The organism is Aestuariibaculum lutulentum (assembly GCF_032926325.1).
Taxonomy (GTDB): Bacteria; Bacteroidota; Bacteroidia; order Flavobacteriales; family Flavobacteriaceae; genus Aestuariibaculum; species Aestuariibaculum lutulentum.
In genome coordinates this window covers 3,695,314-3,712,757 of sequence record NZ_CP136709.1, presented here as the reverse complement: position 1 = coordinate 3,712,757, position 17,444 = coordinate 3,695,314, and the positions used below count along the sequence as shown (strand labels likewise).

Sequence of the window (17,444 nt, the reverse complement as noted above, 5' to 3'; positions counted from 1 at the left end):
ATTGATTTCCTGATGCTGTTAATAATAAGCTGTTAAATAACTAAAAAACTATTCGGTAATAACTATTTAAATTTTGTAAATTTGCCTGCGTTTATAAGCGCATCATGACAAGTACAGCAAAATACATTTTCGTAACCGGAGGAGTTACATCATCATTAGGAAAAGGAATTATAGCAGCATCTCTTGCAAAGCTATTACAGGCCCAAGGATACAGGGTAACCATTCAAAAATTAGATCCATACATTAACGTAGATCCAGGAACCTTAAACCCATACGAACACGGTGAGTGTTATGTTACGGAAGATGGTGCTGAGACTGACTTAGATTTAGGTCACTACGAGCGTTTTTTAAACGTACCTACCAGCCAGGCTAACAACGTTACTACAGGTAGAATTTACCAAAGTGTGATTCAAAAAGAACGTCGTGGCGAGTTTTTAGGGAAAACAGTTCAGGTTGTTCCTCATATTACCGATGAAATTAAAGAACGTATTCAGATTTTAGGAAAATCTGGAGATTACGATATTATTATTACAGAAATCGGTGGTACTGTTGGTGACATCGAGTCTTTACCATACGTAGAAGCTGTTCGTCAGTTACGTTGGGATTTAGGTGAAGATAATGGTATTGTTATTCATTTAACTTTAGTACCATATTTAGCGGCTGCTGGTGAGTTAAAAACCAAACCTACACAACACAGTGTAAAAACATTGATGGAAAGTGGAGTACAGGCCGATGTTTTAGTATGTAGAACAGAGCATGATTTACCATCAGATATTCGTCGTAAACTGGCATTATTCTGTAATGTTAGAGAAGAAGCTGTAATTCAATCTATTGATGCTTCAACAATTTACGATGTACCTAATTTAATGTTGAAAGAAGGCTTAGATAAAGTGGTTCTTAAAAAATTAGGTTTAGCATCTACAACACCAGATATTTCTAAATGGAATGAGTTCTTAACACGTCTTAAAAATCCAAAAACCGAGATTACTATTGGTTTAATTGGAAAATACGTAGAGTTACAGGATTCTTATAAATCTATTTTAGAAGCTTTCATCCACGCAGGTGCTGCTAACGAAGTAAAAGTCAATGTAGAGTCAGTACACTCAGAATACATTAATAAAGATAACGTAGATATTAAATTAGGTCATTTAGATGGTATCCTTGTAGCACCAGGTTTTGGTGAGCGTGGTATTGAAGGTAAAATTGATGCGGTTCAGTATGTACGTGAAAACAATGTGCCTTACTTTGGTATTTGTTTAGGTATGCAAATGGCTGTTATCGAGTTCTCAAGAAATGTACTTGGTTTAAAAGATGCCGATTCTACTGAAATGAATCCTAACACAACAAACCCGGTTATCGACTTAATGGAAGATCAAAAAACCATTACCGATAAAGGAGGAACGATGCGTTTAGGAGCTTGGGATTGTGATTTAAAATTAGGAAGTATCGTTCGCGATATTTACAAATCTGAACACATTTCAGAGCGTCACCGTCACCGTTATGAGTTCAATGGTAAATACAAACAAGCCATTGAAGACGCAGGTATGAAAGCAACAGGATTAAACCCTGAAACCGGATTGGTAGAAATCGTTGAAATCCCGACTCACCCTTGGTTTGTTGGTGTTCAATACCACCCGGAATATAAAAGTACCGTTGCAAATCCACACCCATTATTCGTAGGATTTGTAAAAGCGGCTTTAAACCATAAAAAGAAGACATCAAGTGCCAGAATGGCACAAAAATAATATTGGTTAGCTTATTGCTATAGAATGTTGGTTGAAAGACCAACATTCTTAATATTAGACTAGATACAATCAGAATTCATGGAAGAAAAAAAATTAGATCTTAATTCGGTAATAGGTTTTATACTTATTTTCGGAATTTTAATGTTCATGCTTTGGAAAAACCAGCCAACGCCTGAAGAACTTGAAGCACAGGAAAAAGCAAAGCAAGAACAGGTAGCAGCTGAGAAGAAAGCTAAAGAAAAGGAAGCTTCATTTGTTGAAGCGGCCGAAGATTTTTCAGCAACATCAGCTTCAGATTCTTTAAAGTTAATAGCATTAAAAAATAAATTAGGTGCTTTCGCTTATTCAGCATCTAACACTTCTAATGAAGAAACTTTAGTTGAAAGCGATTTATTAGCTTTAAAATTCAGTAACAAAGGCGGATATCTTTCAGAAGTTAGATTAAAGGAGTTTGTAGATTTCAAAGGAAATCCTATCTATTTAATAAAAGATAACAACGCATCTTTTAATATCAATTTCGGAACAACCGATAGTAGAATATTAAACACCAAAGATTTACTTTTTGCACCAAGCATTACTAAAAATGGTGATGTTACGGTGGTTTCTATGAAACTTAAAGTATCAGAATCTAAGTTTTTAGAATACCGTTATGAGTTAAAAGAAGGTGATTATATGATGAATTTCACCATTCGTTCTCAAGGATTAAGTGAAATCATTAACAGTTCGCAAGACATTAACCTAGACTGGAATTTAAAAACCTACCGTCATGCTAAAAGTATTTCTTATGAAAACAGATATACAGAGGTGGTTTATGAGTACGAAGACGGTAAAGACAATTATTTAGGTCAACGTGAATTAAGTGATGATACCGCTGAAGATTTAACTTATGTAGCGTTTAAACAACACTTCTTTACTTCTGTTTTATTGTCAGAGGAACCTATTAAAACAGCAAGTCTGGAGTCTCGTAATTTAGTACAAGACGAAGATATTGATACGGTTTACACCAAAGCCTTTACAGCTAAAATGCCTTTAGAACTTAAAGGTGGCGAGTTAAGTCAGTCGATGGATTGGTATTACGGACCAACAGATTATAAAATATTAAACAAATACGACAGAAATTTAGATGAAATCGTACCGCTTGGATGGGGTATTTTCGGTTGGATTAACCGTTACTTATTTATTCCGTTCTTCGCATTTTTAAGTGGCTTCTTACCATACGGTATTGCTATTATCGTAATGACGATTTCTATTAAATTATTAATGTCGTTTGTACAATACAAGCAATTCTTGTCTCAGGCAAAAATGAAAATTTTAAAGCCGGAATTAGATGCGATTCGTGAGAAGTACAAAGACAATAAAATGAAAGCGCAACAAGAAACCTTAGCGTTACAAACTAAGGCAGGCGCGAGCCCAATGGCAGGATGTTTACCGGCATTAATTCAGTTACCTGTATTCTATGCGTTATTCCAGTTCTTCCCATCGGCTTTCGATTTACGTCAAAAAAGCTTCCTTTGGGCAGAGGATTTATCGTCTTACGATACTATTGCAGAATTACCATTTAAGATTCCATTCTACGGTGATCACGTAAGTTTATTCCCGTTATTAGCGTCTATAGCCATTTTCTTCTATATGCGTTTAACAACAGGACAGCAAGTGGCAACACAACCACAGCAGGAAGGCATGCCAGATATGGGTAAAATGATGAAATATATGATGTATTTCTCACCAATCATGATGTTATTCTTCTTTAATAACTATGCATCAGGATTAAGTTTGTATTACTTTATTTCTAACTTAATCAGTATCGGAATTATCTTAGTGATTAAGAATTTTATTCTTGACGAAGATAAAATACATGCAGAGATGCAGGAGAAAAAGAAAAAGCCTAAGAAAGAAAGTCGTTTTCAGCAAAAAATGAAACAAATGATGGAAGAAGCTGAAAAACAAAAGCAAATGCAACAAAAACGCAAATAATTAGTTTCAATTATATTAAAAAAGCTGTCATAATTTTATGGCAGCTTTTTTGTTTTATTATAGGTATAAAAACAATACTTTCGTTGTTTTGTAGTTATTTCAATAACCCCAAAATCTATTATAATAAAAATTACAACTATGAAATTATTACACTTTGGTTTAGGTCTTCTCCTGTCGTCTGTCGTTTCTGCGCAAAGCATAAATCAATTAGATGCTAACGGTAAACGCGATGGTATCTGGAAGAAAAATTTTGATGGAACCGATATTTTGCGTTACGAAGGTGAGTTTACCCACGGAAAGGAAACAGGGCTTTTTAAATTTTATAAAAATATTAGGAATAAAGCTGTTTTAACCGCTACCAAACAATTCAACCCACAGAATAATATAGCCGAAGTTATTTTTTATGCCTCTACAGGTAAAGTGATTAGTGAAGGTAAAATGGATGGTAAACTGTACATAGGTGAATGGAAGTATTATCAAAAAAATAACGATAAGCTTTTAATTCTGGAGCATTATAATACAAAAGGCGAGTTAGACGGTGAACGTGTTGTGTATTATAATAATGGAATTATGGCTGAAAAGCAAATGTATAAAGCTGGTAAACTTGATGGAGAGTCTTTATCGTATTCAGAAAATAATAAATTAATTAATCGGGCTAATTATCTTAATGGTGAAATGCACGGGGCCTATGTGGTTTATTTTTTAGATGGTACACCGGAAGTAGAAGGGCAGTTTAAAAACGGACAAAAATCTGGAGTTTGGAAGTATTATGAAAACGGCGCTTTAAAAGAACAGAAAAATTTCGATTAAAATTAAAGACCTCCTTAGTTAGCTAAGAAGGTCTTTTTAGATAATACTAAGATTATCATCATCTATCAATCAATTTGCTTAGTTTAAAGCGGGTAAAATTACTTTATCAATAACATGAACAACACCGTTTGTTGCTTGAATATCAACTAGACTAGTTATAATATTACTTACACGACCGTTAGCATCGGTTAATGTAAAAGCTGAAACATCGGCTGTAATATCGCCTCCAAGTGTTGAAACAGTTCCACTAGCCAATTGCGACGATTGTACATTTGCATTTACAATATGGTGCAGTAATACAGCGTCTACTGTACTGGTTGAAATATCAGTTAAAGCGGTTGCATTTAATTCTGTTAATAAGGATACAAAGGCATCGTTGGTAGGCGCAAAAACAGTAAATGGTCCGGCAGTTGCATCTGAAACCGTATCAATGTAAGGAACCGTTGGGTCTCCTGAATCGGCGTAAGCCAAAACATCAACAAGAGTCGATAATGCCGTATTAGAAGTTGCAAACGTAGCTATGGTTGGTAAATCAATAACAGCATCTACCACGTGTATAATTCCATTAGATGCTTCAATGTCTGGAATAGTAACCGATGAGCTCCCGTTAAACATCACTCCTGAAGTTCCGTTGTAATATAGACTCAGTTTTGTACTGTTTGGACCGTCGGCCAAAGTATTTGTGTAGCCCATATTTCCAATTAGGTCAGACGACATAATATTAGAACCGCCAATAACGTGATTTAGTAAAATTTGTGTCAGAGCGGCTGTAGGTACTGCATCTAAAGAAGCAAAGCCTTTGGCTGATAAAAACGCAGAGAATGCGGTGTTGGTAGGAGCCAGAACTGTTTTGTCGCCAGCTGCAGAGAGCGCATCTACTAAATCGGCTTTTACAACAGCTTCTACCAGAAGACTTAATTCTGGAGAGGCTTGAGCAATTTCAACAATGTTTAATGGCTCTTGTATTTTGTCATCATCGTCATCACTACACGATGAAAATACAACAACAGTCATTAATAACATAAGTACTTTTAAGAATTTTAAATTTTTCATTTTCGTCAGGATTTTAATTTGTTTAACAAATATAATAAAAGATTAAACAAAAAATATTAATCTAGTTTAACTTTTTTGTTTAAATATTAAACAAAATTATATTTCCTATTCAGACTTATGTCTTTTTATGTGTCCGTAAAATTGATAATAATACGTATCTTTGTGCCCTCATTTCTAGAAAATGAAATCGTACTATACGTACTAAGTGTAATTTATAAAAAGAAATTTTAGGATTGATGAAACGAGTTATCATAGGACTTTCAGGTGGTGTGGATTCAAGTGTTGCTGCGTATTTGTTACAGGAGCAGGGCTATGAAGTTATTGGCTTGTTTATGAAGAACTGGCACGACGATTCTGTAACGATTTCAAATGAATGTCCTTGGTTAGACGATAGTAACGACGCCATGTTGGTGGCAGAGAAATTAGGTATTCCTTTTCAAACGGTCGATTTAAGCGAGCAGTACAAAGAACGTATTGTCGATTATATGTTTCAGGAGTATGAAAAAGGCCGTACGCCAAATCCGGATGTCTTGTGTAACCGTGAAATTAAATTCGATGTCTTTATGGATATCGCTTTGGGGCTTGGTGCAGATTATGTGGCAACAGGACATTATTGTAGAAAGGGAACTATTGAAAAGGACGGGAAGGAAGTTTATCAGCTTCTAGCTGGGGTAGACAATAATAAAGATCAGTCGTATTTCTTATGTCAGTTATCTCAGGAGCAATTGGCTAAGTCGCTATTTCCGATTGGAGAATTAACTAAACCTCAGGTAAGAGAAATTGCTACAAAATTAGATTTGGTAACCGCCGAAAAGAAAGATTCTCAAGGATTATGTTTTATAGGTAAGGTGAAGCTGCCAGATTTTCTTCAGCAACAATTAAAACCTAAAGAAGGAATTATTGTTGAAGTGCCAAAAGAGCAAACTATTTTTAATGGAGAAGCACCAGAGTTCCAATCGGAGGAAGAAAAGCTTGAATACTTGTCTCGTAAAATAGATTATAAAATAGACTACGGAAAAGTAGTTGGAAAGCATCAAGGGGCTCATTATTTCACTAAAGGTCAGCGTAAAGGTTTAGGCGTTGGTGGTACAGTAGAACCTTTGTTTGTGATAGATACCGATGTACAAGAGAATGTAATCTATACTGGTCAGGGAAAGGAACATCCAGGATTACTTAAAAAAGCCTTATTTATTACAAATGAAGAACTTCACTGGATTCGAACAGATTTAGCTTTAGAAACCGATGAAACCATGGAAGTCATGGCACGAATTCGTTACAGACAGCCTCTCCAAAAAGCTATTTTGCATAAAGTAAATAGTGGCTTGTATGTCGAGTTTGAAGAGTTTCAGTCGGCAATAACAGAAGGTCAATTTGCTGCTTGGTATTTAAATGATGAGTTAGTAGGTTCTGGGGTAATTTCGTAAATTGCAGTAACTAAATTACTGCTACAATGAAAAACTACCTACTATTCTTCTTGCTGTTCGTCTATTCATTTCCTTTATTAGCACAGCAGGATGCGTGGGTTTACTTGACTGATAAAGCTAATGTTCAGGCTAGTTTAGACAATCCAATTTCTATTCTTACTCAAAAAGCAATCGATAGAAAAAACAAACATGGAGTAGCTATTGATGAACGCGACGTGCCGGTAAATGAAACCTATATTAGCAATCTTAAAACAGCCACAGGAATTACGGTTATGGCCAAATCTAAGTGGTTAAATGCTGTTCATGTTCGTGGAACTCAAACCGATATTTCGAATTTAAAATCTAATTATGCTTTTGTTGATTATATCGATTTTGCCGATAAAAGTTTAAATGCTTCTAAACAGGCCAAACAAAAAACAGCGATTAAGTTAGAGTCGGTTAATACCACTTTTGTTTATGGAAATTCTGCCAACCAGGTCAATATGATTAATACCGACGATTTGCATTTGGCAGATTATACCGGAACAGGAATGACCATAGCCGTTATGGATGCCGGATTTCCAGGTGTAAATTCGATTGGCGGTTTTCAGCGATTAAGAAATGCGAATGGTATTTTGGGAACTTACGATTTTGTAAATCGTAGTGATGATGTGTATAATTCTACAGAAAACCATGGTACATTGGTATTAAGCACTATGGCTGGCTTCATAGAAAATAGCTATGTAGGTACGGCGCCCGATGCGTCTTATTATTTGTTTATTACTGAAGATGGACCCAATGAAAACCCTGTTGAGGAAAGTTACTGGGTTGAAGCTGCAGAGCGCGCCGATAGTTTGGGGGTCGATGTCATTAACACCTCATTAGGTTATGGCGCCTTTTATGATAATGCAAATTACAATTATGCCACAACAGATTACGACGGACAAACAATCTACATTACTAAAGGTGCTAATATTGCTTTTGAAAAGGGAATGATGTTAGTGAATTCGGCAGGAAATGAAGGTTCTGCAGGATTGAATGCACCGGCTGATGCCGCGGGTGTTTTTACAGTAGGGGCGGTAAATAGCGCTGGAACTTATGCTACGTTTAGTTCGGTTGGGAGTTCTATACAACCGACTCAAAAGCCCGATGTTGTAGCCCAAGGGCAGGGTAGTGCTGTTATTACAGAAAATAATGTCCTGGCAAGTGCAAATGGCACCTCTTTTAGTTCGCCCATTTTAGCAGGTGGTTTAACGTGTTTATGGCAGGCGTTACCCAATAAAACCAATACCGAAATTATGCAGTTGGTTCGCGAATCGGCGTCGAAGTATAACTCTCCAGATTATCAGTACGGTTATGGTATTCCGGATTTGTATGCCACGTTGAATAAAGTCTTATCGGTTCGTAAAGAAGATATTAATCCTATAAAGGTTTTTCCTAACCCAGTGAGAAATATGCTTTATCTTCAGTTGCCTATTATGAATTATGATTTTGCCGTGTCGTTTTATGATGTATTAGGTAAGCTGGTATTAGAAACAACGGCATCTTCAAATAAAAATCAAATCGATGTCTCTCCATTGTCAAAAGGACTTTATGTTATGAAAGTAAAAGGAGTAGAAAAAAGCATCACACTTAAAATAATCAAACAATAATGTCGAATAGAATTACTGAATTATTTCAGATTAAGTATCCTATTATTCAGGCGGGTATGGTATGGAATAGTGGCTGGCGATTGGCTTCATCAGCCAGTAACGCAGGTATTTTAGGTTTAATCGGGGCAGGCTCCATGTATCCGGATGTTTTGCGTGAGCATATCCAAAAATGCAAGCAAGCCACAGATAAACCATTCGGAGTGAATGTTCCTATGTTGTATTCAAACATAGAAGAGCTCATGAATATTATTGTAGAAGAAGGTGTGAAAATTGTTTTCACTTCAGCAGGGAATCCAAAAACATGGACATCCTGGTTACAGGAACGAGGCATTACTGTTGTGCACGTGGTAAGTAGCGTGAAGTTCGCTTTAAAAGCGCAAGACGCTGGAGTGGATGCTATTGTAGCGGAAGGTTTTGAAGCCGGTGGGCATAATGGTAGAGATGAAACTACAACACTTACGTTGATTCCTATGGTTAAAGAACGAATACAGATTCCTTTGATTGCGGCAGGTGGTATTGCCACAGGAAAAGCCATGTTAGCAGCTATGATTTTGGGAGCCGATGGCGTTCAGGTAGGAAGTCGTTTTGTAGCCAGCGAAGAAAGCTCTGCACATCAGGCATTCAAGCAATTGGTAGTTGATGCTAAAGAAGGCGATACCCAGCTAACTTTGAAAGAACTCGCGCCTGTACGATTAATAAAGAACAAGTTTTTTAATGATATTGAAGCTCTATATAAACAATCTCCATCGGTTGAAGATTTAAAAATCTTGTTAGGGCGTGCCAGAGCCAAACGTGGCATGTTTGAAGGCGATTTGGAAGAAGGCGAGCTGGAAATTGGTCAAATCGCCGGACTCATTCATGATATAAAACCTGTCGCTACTATTGTAAACGATATTGTTTCAGAATTTGAAGAAGCTAAAAAATTGATTACTAGTTATTAATTTGAATCTTGTGTTAAAATTACTTCTTTAATTTACGATTTGTAAATAAATACGTAACAATTTGTTGTTGTTAAAAATAAGCTGTTGGACTCATATTTGATTCCAAATAGGCTTAACATTAAAAACATAACAATGAAAAAATTACTGTTTATTGCAAGTTTACTGGTTTATGGTTTAACCTTTTCACAAGAGAAAGAGGAACCATTTGTCATTAAAAAAGGGTTGTGGAATATAGGAGGTAATGTGTCTCTTACTAAGTTTAAATCGAAGGAACCTGAGAGCTTCATTCCTAATCGAGAAAGTTTTGGTTTCACCATAAGTCCAAAACTGGGCTACTTTATTAGCGATAATTGGGAACTTGGATTAGGTCTGGGGTATGGTTATTATCACTACGAACACCAAAACAATATGTATCATAATTATTCTAATAGTTATTCCGTTTCACCATTTGTAAGAAAGTACTTTTCTTTAAGTAAAACATTATTGTTTGATTCACAATTTGGTGTGAGTTATACCAAAAATTATATTCGTTCTGAAAATGAAAACGGAGAGTTAAGTAAGGACAGAGAAAGCTCTTTATTTGTTGGATTACAGCCAGGTTTCACCTATTTTTTAAATCCAAAGTTCGCATTAAAAGCAAAAATAGGGGCATTGGGGTATTCATGTTCAAAACGAGAATATAACTATACTTCTGATAATCTAGATGAATACAAAAGTGAATCATTTAGTTTTTCATTAAGTTCATCAAATATCCAATTCGGGATTTATTATTTTTTCTAAAGCTGGATTCAATTTGAATAAAATAAAAAAGGGAAACGAAAGTTTCCCTTTAATATATTGAAACGTGAAGTATTAAATTTTTTAAATCCCAATAAAAATAAAAGCTAAATGTTTCAATATGCTGTAAATTCTTAAGTGAGAGGTTCCTGTTAAGGAGGTGCTAATTTACGAAATAACAGAGGTTTAATGGAAATAAAATCACTGTAAGTTATTAACAAATGTTAAGAAATGACCTTTGTGAAAATCATATTTAAAAGTTAGTCCATCCTAATCTTAAAGAGTATTTTTGCAGCATGCAATTAAAAGACTACACTAAAGAGTTTAAATATAACTGGATGTTGGCTGCGCCTGTAATGTTGGGTATGCTCGGGCATACCTTTGTAAGTTTTATCGATAACGTTATGGTTGGGCAGTTAGGAACGGCGGAGCTTGCTGCTGTTTCTCTTGGTAATAGTTTTATGTTCATAGCCATGTCTTTGGGTATTGGTTTTTCAACGGCTATAACACCTTTAATAGCCGAAGCCGATGCAGCTAAAAATTTTGACGAAGGAAAATCGTTTTTTAAGCACGGTTTGTTTTTATGTACGGTTATTGGGGTATTATTGTTTTTGTTTCTCCTTTTAGCCAAGCCACTAATGTATCTTATGAAACAACCAGTCGAGGTTGTAGAATTGGCTATTCCATATCTGGATTTGGTGGCGTTTTCACTTATTCCTTTAATTATATTTCAAGGATTTAAACAATTCAGCGATGGTTTGTCGATGACGCGTTACCCAATGTACGCAACCATTTTAGCCAATTTGGTGAATGTGCTTCTGAATTATCTATTGATTTTTGGAAAATTTGGTTTCCCTGAATTAGGCATTGTAGGAGCAGCCTATGGAACCTTAATTTCCAGATTCGTCATGGTGGCTTACATCTATATGTTGTTAAAGCGAAATAACAAATCTAAAGGTTACGTTACCCAGATTAAATTATTTGTTTTACATAAGCTAGAACTGAAAAAACTATTAAACCTTGGTGCACCCAGTGCCATGCAAATGTTTTTTGAAGTGGCCATATTTACGGCAGCCATCTGGTTGAGTGGTTTATTAGGAAAAAATCCGCAGGCCGCCAATCAGGTGGCTTTAAACCTGTCGTCTATGACCTTTATGGTGGCGACTGGATTAAGTGTGGCGGCCATGATTAGGGTAGGAAACCAAAAAGGATTAAAACAGTATATCGATTTACGTCGTATCGCTTTTTCAATTTTCTTACTAGGAAGTATTTTAGCTATGTGTTTTGGGTTGATGTTTTTTGCTTTGCATAACCATTTACCAAAATTATACGTTGATTTTGATGATGTAAAAAATCTTGCCGATAATACCGAAGTGGTTTCCATAGCTTCAAAATTATTAATTGCAGCTGCGATATTTCAAATTAGCGATAGTGTTCAGGTTATTTTCCTGGGCGCATTACGCGGTTTGCAGGATGTTAAAATACCAACTATTATTACTTTTATTTCGTATTGGTTAGTCGGTTTTCCAATTAGCTGGTATTTAGGTAAAGAAGACGCTTATGGTAGCTTTGGAATCTGGCTGGGCTTACTTGCCGGATTAACTACTGCAGCTATTTTATTATATATTCGATTCAATTATTTAACGAAAAGATTAATTTTGTCTAATAACTAAAAACACACCATGTCACTACCAAAATTTATACTTGGCGATAATACAGAATATCCAAATGCTATTTTTGTAATTCATACCGAATTTCCTAGATTTATTATTAATCTTGAGAATGACGAAGTAGAGTGGTTCGAGGAATTTGATGAAGAAGATCAAAAAGAATTAGAAGTTGAAACAGAGAACGCTATTAAATTAGCAACCGAGTTTTACGATAATGAAATTGCTAAATACGAAGAATAATTGCGTTAAGGATAATAGCGATATCCTTTACTTTTTTAAGTAAAGATTAAGCGAATAGCCTGACGAATGTGAAGCATTGGTAACGCCCAAATACACTTTAATGATCGACAAACTTATACAATTAGATACTGAGCTATTTTTATATTTAAACAATTTAGGAACACCGGCCTGGGATGGATTATGGCTGGCGATTACGGCAAAACTAACCTTTGTGCCGTTGTATGCTATTTTATTGTATTTGTTGTATAAAAAGTTTGGTTTACGCTCGTTATTAATCTTTGTTGTGGTTATTGCTTTAATGATTACGTTTACCGATCAGGTAACGAACTTATTTAAGCGTACGTTTGAAAGGCCTAGACCTTGTCGCGCTGATGGTGTTATGGATCAAATGCGATTTATAGCCGAGCGATGCGGAAAGTATGGGTTCTTCTCGGGGCATGCTTCAAATTCTATGGCTGCTGCTATTTTTGCAGGGTTGATGCTTAGAACGTATTACAAAAATTTAATTTTTATTCTTTTATTCTGGAGTGCTATTGTGGCTTATAGTAGAATTTACGTGGGCGTACATTATCCGTTAGATCTTATTTGCGGATTAACCTTTGGAGCCATTTCAGGATTTATGTTTTATAAATTGTCACTTTATTTACTGAAGCGTTTTGGTAAGACTGAAAACTAATTTTTAGTCTTAATATTCAAGATATATTCAGCAGCGGCAAACGGCGTTGTTTTATTTTGCTCTATAAGCTTTAATTGGTTGTTTAATTCTGTTTTTACGGTTTCGTTATTAAAAAACGTATGGGTTAATTCATTCTTTATGGTTTCTAAAAGCCAGAATCTATTCTGTTCGTTTCTTTTTGTACTGAAGTATTGGTTTTTGGTTGTTATTTGGATGTATTCCTGAATAATATTCCAGATGTCACTGATGCCTTTATTTTCAATAGAACTACAGCTACTTACTTTCGGTATCCATCCAGAAGATTTTTCGTTATACAGATGAAGTATCTTTTTTAAATCTGAAACTGTTGCTTTTGCTAAGTTTATATTAGATCCATCAGCTTTATTAATTACAATGGCATCGGCCATTTCAATAATACCGCGTTTAATACCTTGTAATTCATCACCAGCACCGGTAAGTTGCAGTAACAGAAAGAAGTCGACCATACTATGTACGGCAGTTTCACTTTGTCCCACACCCACGGTTTCAATTAAAATAATATCGAAGCCGGCAGCTTCACAAAGTATGATACTTTCTCTGGTTTTTCTGGCAACACCGCCTAAAGTGTCACTGGCAGCCGAAGGTCTAATAAAAGCGTTTTTATCTTTTACCAAAACTTCCATGCGAGTTTTATCGCCTAAAATGCTTCCTTTTGATATGCTGCTGCTTGGGTCTATAGCCAGAACGGCAACACGTTTGCCAATAGAGGTTAGAAATGAGCCAAAGGCTTCAATAAATGTACTTTTACCAACGCCAGGAACTCCTGTAATACCTATTCTAATTGAATTATTAGCGTGAGGCAAACAGGCTTTTAAAAGTTTATTAGCTTTTTGAGAATGTTCAGGATTGGTGCTCTCAATAAGGGTGATACCACGGCTTAAAGCTGCAGTATCTTTATTTAAAATACCGGTAACTAAATGCTCAATATCGGGAATGACTTTTCGGTTACTTTTAATTTTGGCAACAGAAGAAGCATTGGTAATTTCAGAATTTGAAATCCCTTGACTTTCCTGTAACGCAGATGTTTTATGTTTTACCAAAATTGAAATAATTAAGGTATAAGTTACAAAAAGGTAACTAATTTCAGGTAGATTATTCTTTTAAAGGCACCTGAATTTTTACATCATCCCAGGCCATAGTTAAAAAAAGATTATCAGTAGAATTATCGAAGGCAATTGTGAATTGTTCTACTACTGAATCAATATTTTTTACAGGTACATCGATATTCACTACATCGTAATTAGGATCCCACATGGGTTTCATTTCAGAATTGACACCCCAGGAATATTGTTTTGAGTTGAAGATAACAGTCCAAATCGTGTCCTTTGGTACAGTCCATAAAGTGTATTTACCCGCGGGTAATGAAAAACCATCAACATGTAGTGCTGTGTTGGTTTCAAAGGTGGTTGCTTCGTTCGCACCTGTACGCCAAACCTGATTGTAAGGCACTAAGGCACCAAAAATTTCACGCCCTTTTTTATAGGGTCTGTTGTAAAACACTTCTAATTTTAAATCGTTAAGTTTAAATTCTACAGTATCTTTAGGACTCAGTCTTTTAGCGAAAATATTTTCAACAAATACGGTATACAGAAGTAAACCCAGGGCTATAACAGAAAAGAGAATTAGGACGCGCTTTAAAAAGGTGTTCATGAAATATATAGTATTTGAAAATCAAATATACTTTAAAAAGTAATAATTAATAAAAATTCAAACGCACATTTCTTTCTTTTAGTTTTATTTTAAGAAAAATATTTTTCGTTTTTGCAACACTTTAACTTTTGTGTCGTCTTTATAAATGAACTAACTTAAACCAAAAGTCAAAACCAGCATGTTTCAAGCCGATATCATTGAACAATGCAAACAAAACAATCGTAAAGCACAACTGCAGTTGTACAACCAGTACTGCGATGGTATGTATATTGTTGCCAAACGATTTTTAAAAGATGCCAGTGATGCTGAAGATGTGGTGCAGGAAGCTTTTATAAAGGCATTCTCAAAACTTCATCAGTATAAGGCAGAAGTGACTTTTGGCGCATGGTTAAAACGTATTGTCGTTAATAAAAGTATCGATTTTTTAAAAGCCAAAAAGCAACAATTAGTTGAATTAGAAGAAGTGCATTTAAAAGTGGTGGATACCGTAAATGATGACAAATGGTTGGTAGACGACACAATTACATTATGCAATGTAAAACAAGCAATTAGCAATTTACCGGATAAATACCAATACGTCGTGATGCTTTATTTAATTGAAGGTTACGATCATCAGGAAATTTCAGAGATTTTAAATATTTCTGAAGTTGCATCGCGCACACAATTATCCAGAGGAAAAGCAAAATTACAAGAACTGTTAACACTAAAACAAGATGGCACGAGATATTAGAGATTTATTTAGAGAAGAAGAGATTGTAAAAGAATCTATGCCTGAAAACCACGAGGCTCGCTTTTTAGAAAAGCTAGATGACGCGCTACCTGTTTCAAAACCAAAATACAATTGGTTCAGTATCGCTGCCAGTGTGATTGTCTTGCTAGGGTTTAGTTTTATGGCTTTTCAGTTTTATAATGCTAATGAAATACAAGTTGAAAATACTCCGGAAACTATGGTGAGTACAAAAACCAGTGAAGTTAAAACTTTGGGAGATGTTTCTCCAGGCCTTAAAAAAGTTGAGGATTATTATTTAGCGAGTATCAATTTAGAGTTAGCAAAAATTAAGTATACACCAGAAACCAAAGAACTTTTCGATGGTTACGTAAAACAATTGGAGGAACTGGATAAGGAATATCAACGTTTATCTGAAGAATTAACCAATTCAGGGCCAAGTGAGTTAACCGTTAATGCGCTAATTGATAATTTAAAATTTCGTTTAAATCTGTTATATCGCTTAAGAGCACAGTTACAGGAATTAAACCTTTCAAATGAATTTGAAAACAAAAATCAATCCATCTAAAAATCAAAAAATGAACAAATCAATTATAAACAAAGCCCTTTTTCTGTTAAGTTTTTTCATTGCAGGTCATGTTATTGCCCAAGAAAAGCTTTCCAGATTGTCACAATCAATTAATGTAGATAAAGACGTTACGGTTAGTTTGAATACCAGCTACAGTAACATTGTTATTGATACCTGGAATAAAGATGTTGTAGAAATAGAAGCTTATGTAGAAGGTGAAAAATTAAGCAAGGAAGATTTAGAAAAAGCCTTAAAAGCCTGGAATATAGATGTCGATGCTACTAAGAGTGAAGTAACAATTTCTACCAAAGGAAATGCACCTCAGGTATGGGCTTACAAATATAGTACAGGTGATGACGATGAGGCTATTCATACGGTTATTAAAGAATTAAAATTTGAACTGGCAGATATGCCTGAAATTCCAAAATTCGTTGTTATTCCTCAGATTCCAGAACTTCCGGAATTACCTGAGATGCCTGAATTACCAGTGTTGCCTGCAGGTGTTGGGAAAGTACATTTCGATTACGAAGCTTATAAGAAAGACGGTGAGAAGTATTTGGAAGAGTATACCAAACAGTTTGAAAAAAGCTTCGGAAAAGATTATGAAAAGAAAATGGAAGCCTGGGGAAGGAAGTTTGAAAAAGAATGGGGAGAGAAATATGCCAAACAAATGGAAGAATGGGGTAAACGTTTTGAAGAGCAAATGGAACGTGATGCCAGTAAACATGAAGCTGATGCAGAACGAATGTCGGCTGAAATAGAAAAACGTCATGCTAAACAAATGGAGGAGCGTGAGCGTGCTTTGGAAGAGCGTTTAAAGCAACGTGAAAAACACATGGAAGAACGTGAAAAATATATGGAGGAGCGTGAGCGATTGGCAGACGAAAGACGTGTGGTTATTGAAAAAATGGTTACAGATAAAAATATGTCAGGTGTTAAAAAGACCATTAAAATTAAGTTGCCTAAAAAGGCCAAATTAAAAGTGAATGTAAGACACGGAGAAATTGAATTTGCTTCAGCAATTGATAATTTAAAAGCGAATTTAGAATACACCAAGTTTAAAGCAAATAGCATTAATGGAAGCCAGACTTCCATTAATGCCTCTTATTCACCTGTTGTAGTTACCACGTGGAATGTTGGCGACTTAACCTTGAATTATGTTAAAAAAGCAACGATTAATAATGCAAAACAGTTGGTTATTAATTCGAATTCATCAAATGTAGTTATCGATAATTTACAGGGAAGCGCCATTATTAACGGATCTATTGGTGATTTGAAAATTTCAAAAATAGACGATACCTTTTCAAATTTGAATGTGATGCTTCAAAATAGTGATGCCACCATTATTTTACCGAAGGTGGAATATAGCTTGCAGTATGTAGGTAATCATTCCCGTTTTAGTCACCCCAAAAAAACATCTCAAAACAATGTGTCTACATTTTCAACAGGAAACCTAAGTAGTGGAAAAAATATTGTTGTAAATGCGAAGTACAGTACGGTAGATATGAAGTAAAGCCTG

At 35.3% G+C, this 17,444-nt stretch carries 16 protein-coding genes; 13 read left to right on the top strand and 3 right to left on the bottom strand.

Features of this window, described 5'->3' with window-relative positions:
* Nucleotides 1–104 precede the first annotated feature (104 nt).
* The 3 genes from R1X58_RS15780 (at nucleotide 105) to R1X58_RS15770 (ending at nucleotide 4,529) form a co-directional block, all read left to right on the top strand.
* Complete coding sequence (locus tag R1X58_RS15780) at nucleotides 105–1,745, top strand: CTP synthase (RefSeq protein WP_240573335.1); 1,641 nt, start codon at nucleotides 105–107, stop codon at nucleotides 1,743–1,745.
* 78 nt (nucleotides 1,746–1,823) lie between these two features.
* Nucleotides 1,824–3,719, top strand: a complete 1,896-nt coding sequence (gene yidC / locus R1X58_RS15775) for a membrane protein insertase YidC (RefSeq protein ID WP_240573334.1) — start codon at nucleotides 1,824–1,826, stop codon at nucleotides 3,717–3,719.
* A 138-nt stretch (nucleotides 3,720–3,857) separates the two neighbouring features.
* A complete protein-coding gene (locus R1X58_RS15770; protein WP_240573333.1) occupies nucleotides 3,858–4,529 on the top strand; it encodes a toxin-antitoxin system YwqK family antitoxin in 672 nt (223 codons plus the stop codon).
* Between the two features lie 78 nt (nucleotides 4,530–4,607).
* Here R1X58_RS15770 and R1X58_RS15765 read toward each other — a convergent pair whose 3' ends face one another.
* Nucleotides 4,608–5,582: a fasciclin domain-containing protein gene (locus R1X58_RS15765; protein WP_240573332.1), complete on the bottom strand. Its 975-nt coding sequence runs from the start codon at nucleotides 5,580–5,582 to the stop codon at nucleotides 4,608–4,610.
* Between the two features lie 236 nt (nucleotides 5,583–5,818).
* Here R1X58_RS15765 and mnmA point away from each other — a divergent pair, with 236 nt between their 5' ends.
* The 7 genes from mnmA (at nucleotide 5,819) to R1X58_RS15730 (ending at nucleotide 12,941) form a co-directional block, all read left to right on the top strand.
* Entirely contained in the window at nucleotides 5,819–7,006 is a 1,188-nt protein-coding gene (mnmA, locus tag R1X58_RS15760; protein ID WP_240573331.1) for a tRNA 2-thiouridine(34) synthase MnmA, read from the top strand.
* Between the two features lie 26 nt (nucleotides 7,007–7,032).
* Entirely contained in the window at nucleotides 7,033–8,637 is a 1,605-nt protein-coding gene (locus R1X58_RS15755) for a S8 family serine peptidase (protein ID WP_240573330.1), read from the top strand.
* A complete protein-coding gene (locus R1X58_RS15750) occupies nucleotides 8,637–9,578 on the top strand; it encodes an NAD(P)H-dependent flavin oxidoreductase (RefSeq protein WP_240573329.1) in 942 nt (313 codons plus the stop codon). Before R1X58_RS15755 ends, R1X58_RS15750 begins: the two co-directional genes overlap by 1 nt.
* Nucleotides 9,579–9,710: 132 nt before the next feature.
* Complete coding sequence (locus tag R1X58_RS15745) at nucleotides 9,711–10,358, top strand: outer membrane beta-barrel protein (protein WP_240573328.1); 648 nt, start codon at nucleotides 9,711–9,713, stop codon at nucleotides 10,356–10,358.
* A 293-nt stretch (nucleotides 10,359–10,651) separates the two neighbouring features.
* Nucleotides 10,652–12,028, top strand: a complete 1,377-nt coding sequence (locus R1X58_RS15740; protein ID WP_240573327.1) for an MATE family efflux transporter — start codon at nucleotides 10,652–10,654, stop codon at nucleotides 12,026–12,028.
* A 9-nt stretch (nucleotides 12,029–12,037) separates the two neighbouring features.
* Nucleotides 12,038–12,265 (top strand): hypothetical protein, encoded by a 228-nt coding sequence (locus R1X58_RS15735; protein ID WP_240573326.1) that lies wholly within the window; start codon nucleotides 12,038–12,040, stop codon nucleotides 12,263–12,265.
* Between the two features lie 100 nt (nucleotides 12,266–12,365).
* Nucleotides 12,366–12,941: a phosphatase PAP2 family protein gene (locus tag R1X58_RS15730; RefSeq protein ID WP_240573325.1), complete on the top strand. Its 576-nt coding sequence runs from the start codon at nucleotides 12,366–12,368 to the stop codon at nucleotides 12,939–12,941.
* On the opposite strand, the gene meaB is transcribed toward R1X58_RS15730, so the two are convergent.
* Nucleotides 12,938–14,020, bottom strand: a complete 1,083-nt coding sequence (gene meaB / locus R1X58_RS15725; RefSeq protein ID WP_240573324.1) for a methylmalonyl Co-A mutase-associated GTPase MeaB — start codon at nucleotides 14,018–14,020, stop codon at nucleotides 12,938–12,940. The two genes, R1X58_RS15730 and meaB, sit on opposite strands and share 4 nt — an antisense overlap.
* A 52-nt stretch (nucleotides 14,021–14,072) precedes the next feature.
* Nucleotides 14,073–14,630: a DUF2911 domain-containing protein gene (locus R1X58_RS15720; RefSeq protein ID WP_240573323.1), complete on the bottom strand. Its 558-nt coding sequence runs from the start codon at nucleotides 14,628–14,630 to the stop codon at nucleotides 14,073–14,075.
* Nucleotides 14,631–14,808: 178 nt separating this feature from the next.
* Here R1X58_RS15720 and R1X58_RS15715 point away from each other — a divergent pair, with 178 nt between their 5' ends.
* Genes R1X58_RS15715 through R1X58_RS15705 form a run of 3 tightly spaced genes read left to right on the top strand, consistent with a single transcriptional unit; the run spans nucleotide 14,809 to nucleotide 17,438 of the window.
* A complete protein-coding gene (locus tag R1X58_RS15715; RefSeq protein WP_240573322.1) occupies nucleotides 14,809–15,360 on the top strand; it encodes an RNA polymerase sigma factor in 552 nt (183 codons plus the stop codon).
* Nucleotides 15,344–15,925, top strand: coding sequence for a hypothetical protein (locus R1X58_RS15710; protein WP_240573321.1), 582 nt, complete (start codon nucleotides 15,344–15,346; stop codon nucleotides 15,923–15,925). The genes R1X58_RS15715 and R1X58_RS15710 overlap by 17 nt, the downstream gene beginning before the upstream one ends.
* Nucleotides 15,926–15,935: 10 nt before the next feature.
* Nucleotides 15,936–17,438 carry a hypothetical protein gene (locus R1X58_RS15705; RefSeq protein WP_240573320.1) on the top strand — a complete coding sequence of 501 codons (1,503 nt, stop codon included), beginning with the start codon at nucleotides 15,936–15,938 and terminating at the stop codon, nucleotides 17,436–17,438.
* The last annotated feature ends 6 nt before the right edge of the window (nucleotides 17,439–17,444 follow it).